The organism is Paracoccus sp. (in: a-proteobacteria) (assembly GCF_047605025.1).
Lineage (GTDB): Bacteria > Pseudomonadota > Alphaproteobacteria > Rhodobacterales > Rhodobacteraceae > Paracoccus.
In genome coordinates this window covers 1-3104 of the sequence record NZ_JASGGO010000053.1, presented here as the reverse complement: position 1 = coordinate 3104, position 3104 = coordinate 1, and the positions used below count along the sequence as shown (strand labels likewise).

Genomic DNA, 3104 nt, shown 5'->3' with positions numbered 1-3104 from the left:
GGGATCAGCTTGCCCGGATTCATGATGCCCAGCGGGTCCAGCGCCGCCTTGATCGCCGCCATCACGCCCAGCGCCGCGCCGTGCTGGGCGCGCATCAGGGACATCTTGCCAAGGCCCACGCCATGCTCGCCGGTGATGGTGCCGCCGACGGCCAGGGCGCGCTCGGCCATGCGGGTGGCGACGCGCTTGGCGGCGGCAAGCTCGGCCTCGTTTCCGGGCATGACCAGCAGTTGCGAATGGAAATTGCCGTCGCCCACATGGCCGACCATCGGCCCCAGCAGCCCCTCGTCGCGGATGTCCTGGGCGGCGGCGGCCACGGCGGCGGGCAGGTGCGACATCGGCACGCAGACATCGGTGACGACCGAGGTGCAGCCGGGGCGCAGCGCCAGGCAGGCGCGATAGGCGCCGTGCCGCATCCGCCAAAGCGCCGCCCGCGCCTGGGGCGTGGTGGCCCAGTCGAAGCCCTCGCCGCCGAATTCCGCCGCCAGTTCGCCGAATTTCGCGGCATCCTCGCGCACCGAGACGGGCGAGCCGTGGAATTCGACCATCAGATGCGGCTGCTCGCGCAGGCTGCCGCCCGAGAAGGCGTTGAAGGCCCGCGCCGCATCAGCATCGACGAATTCGATCCGCGCCATGGGAATACCCGACTGAATCGTGGCGGTGACGCATTCGACCGCCGCCTCAAGGGTTGCAAAGGCGCAGACGGCGGCGGCGGTCTCCTCGGGCTGGCCATGCAGGCGCAGGGTCAGTTCGGTGATGATGCCCAGGGTGCCCTCGGCGCCGACGAAAAGCCCGGTCAGGTCGTATCCCGCGCTGGATTTCGCCGCGCGCGTGCCGGTGCGGATGACCGTGCCGTCGGCCAGCACCACCTCCAGCGCCAGGATATTGTCGCGCATGGTGCCGTAGCGCACCGCCGTGGTGCCGCTGGCGCGCGTCGAGGCCATGCCGCCCAGGCTGGCATTCGCCCCCGGATCGACCGGAAAGAACAGCCCGGTGCTGCGCAGTTCGGTATTCAGCGCCTCACGCGTGACGCCGGGCTGGACCGTGACCTGAAGATCCTCGGGGCGGATGTCCAGCACCCGCTCCATCCTCATCATGTCAAGCACGATCCCGCCCCGCACCGCCAGGGCATGGCCCTCCAGCGAGGTGCCCGTGCCCCAGCCGATCACCGGGACGCGATGGGCGTGGCAGATCGCCAGGATCGCCGAAACCTCCTGGGTCGAGACGGGCCAGGCCACCGCATCGGGCGGCGGAGCGCGATGAAAGGTCTCGGACTGCCCGTGCAGGTCGCGCTCGGCCTGGGCCTGGGAATAGCGCGCGCCCAGAAGCTGGGTCAGCGCGGCGCTGGCATCGGCGGGAATGGGCATGGCGTCCTCGGGGTTCCGGTATACCAGAAGCATTAGGCCCGGCCTTGGGAAAGGGCAAGGCAAGGCGCGGACCTTAGGCCGAGGCGGCGAACAGCCCCCGCAGCGCGCCGATCAGGGGCGTGATCGCATGTTTCGCGACCGGGATCAGCACGAAGCCCAGCATGAGGCCCAGGATGCCGTCGAAAAAGGCCGTGGTCGCCCATTCGGCCAGCCCCGGCGCGACGGGCAGCGCGGCGGCGGCGGCCTGGGCCGTGTGATGGACCCATTCATAGGGCTGGTGCTGGCCCAGTTCGTGCAGCCCATGCACCACGATCTGGCCGCCGACCCAGATCATCGCGGCCGTGCCCACCACCGTCAGCGCCGTCATGAAGCCCGGCATGACATGGACGATGCCGCGCCCAAGGCCGCCCCGCACGCCACCGCGCGCGGCCAGATGCAGGCCCAGATCGTCGGCCTTCACGATCAGCGCGACGAAGCCATAGACGGCGACGGTGATGCCGACGGCGACCACGGCCAGGATCAGGGCCTTTTGCCAGATCGCATCGCTGGCCGGGATGGCGGCCAGCGCGATGGTCATGATCTCGGCCGAAAGGATGAAATCGGTCTTGATCGCCCCCTTCACGCGCGTTTCCTCAAGCCCGGCGGCGCCTTCGGGGGTGACGGCCAGCTTCGGCTCGTTCAGGTGGTGGCTGGAAAGGGCGTGCAGGATCTTCTCGGCCCCTTCGAAGCATAGATAGGCGCCCCCGATCATCAGAAGCGGCGTGATCGCCCAGGGCGCGAGGGCCGAAAGCAGCAGGGCGATGGGCAGCAGGATGACCAGCTTGTTGAAAAGCGAGCCGCGCGCGATCTTCAGGACGATCGGCACCTCGCGCGCGGCGGAAAAGCCGTGGACGTATTTCGGCGTCACCGCCGCGTCGTCGATCACCGCGCCCGCCGCCTTGGCCCCGGCCTTGACCGCCTGCCCGGCCACATCGTCGATCGAGGCGGCCGCGATCTTGGCGATCCCCGCGACATCGTCCAGCAGCGCCAGCAATCCGCTCATTCCTCGTCCTTCCGCTTCGGCGCCGTCAGACGTGCCTGTTTCTGGATCCCGTTTCTGGTCAAGGAACGCCGCTTAGGCAAGTCCGGTTCAGCACCGCCTCGCTCTGGTGGCGTTCCGTCGCCATTTGCGGCCATTTGCGGGGCACGAGTGCTTGCGCCGGGCTGGCGAATGCGCGATCAAGACCGCGTTGCGAAAAAAGGGCCAAGAACGATGCTGGACGTGAACGCGAAACCCACCGAAGAGATCGACCTGCGCGAGGTGTTCGGCCTTGACAGCGACATGAAGGTCAAGGGCTTCGCCGAACGCACCGGCCGCGTCCCCGAGATCGACCCGACCTACAAGTTCGATCCCGACACCACCATGGCGATTCTGGCCGGCTTTGCCTATAACCGCCGGGTGATGATCCAGGGCTATCACGGCACCGGGAAATCCACCCATATCGAGCAGATCGCGGCGCGCCTGAACTGGCCCTGCGTGCGGGTGAACCTGGACAGCCATGTCAGCCGCATCGACCTGATCGGCAAGGACGCGATCAAGCTGGTGGACGGCAAGCAGGTCACCGTGTTCCACGAGGGCATCCTGCCCTGGGCGCTGCGCAACCCGACCGCCATCGTCTTCGACGAATACGACGCCGGCCGCGCCGATGTGATGTTCGTGATCCAGCGCGTGCTGGAGGCCGACGGCAAGCTGACGCT

Annotated in this window: 3 protein-coding genes; 1 reads left to right on the top strand and 2 read right to left on the bottom strand. The window is 68.3% G+C overall.

The features are described from left to right. Both QM682_RS18400 and QM682_RS18395 read right to left on the bottom strand, forming a co-directional pair. A partial coding sequence (locus QM682_RS18400; RefSeq protein ID WP_415132396.1) for an FAD-binding oxidoreductase occupies positions 1–1367 on the bottom strand: 1367 nt, incomplete at its 3' end. A 73-nt stretch (positions 1368–1440) separates the two neighbouring features. Continuing rightward, positions 1441–2409: a DUF808 domain-containing protein gene (locus QM682_RS18395; protein WP_415132394.1), complete on the bottom strand. Its 969-nt coding sequence runs from the start codon at positions 2407–2409 to the stop codon at positions 1441–1443. A gap of 210 nt (positions 2410–2619) precedes the next feature. On the opposite strand from QM682_RS18395, the gene QM682_RS18390 reads away from it, so the two are divergent. Further along, on the top strand, positions 2620–3104 hold a 485-nt coding region (locus QM682_RS18390), incomplete at its 3' end, for an AAA family ATPase (protein ID WP_415132393.1).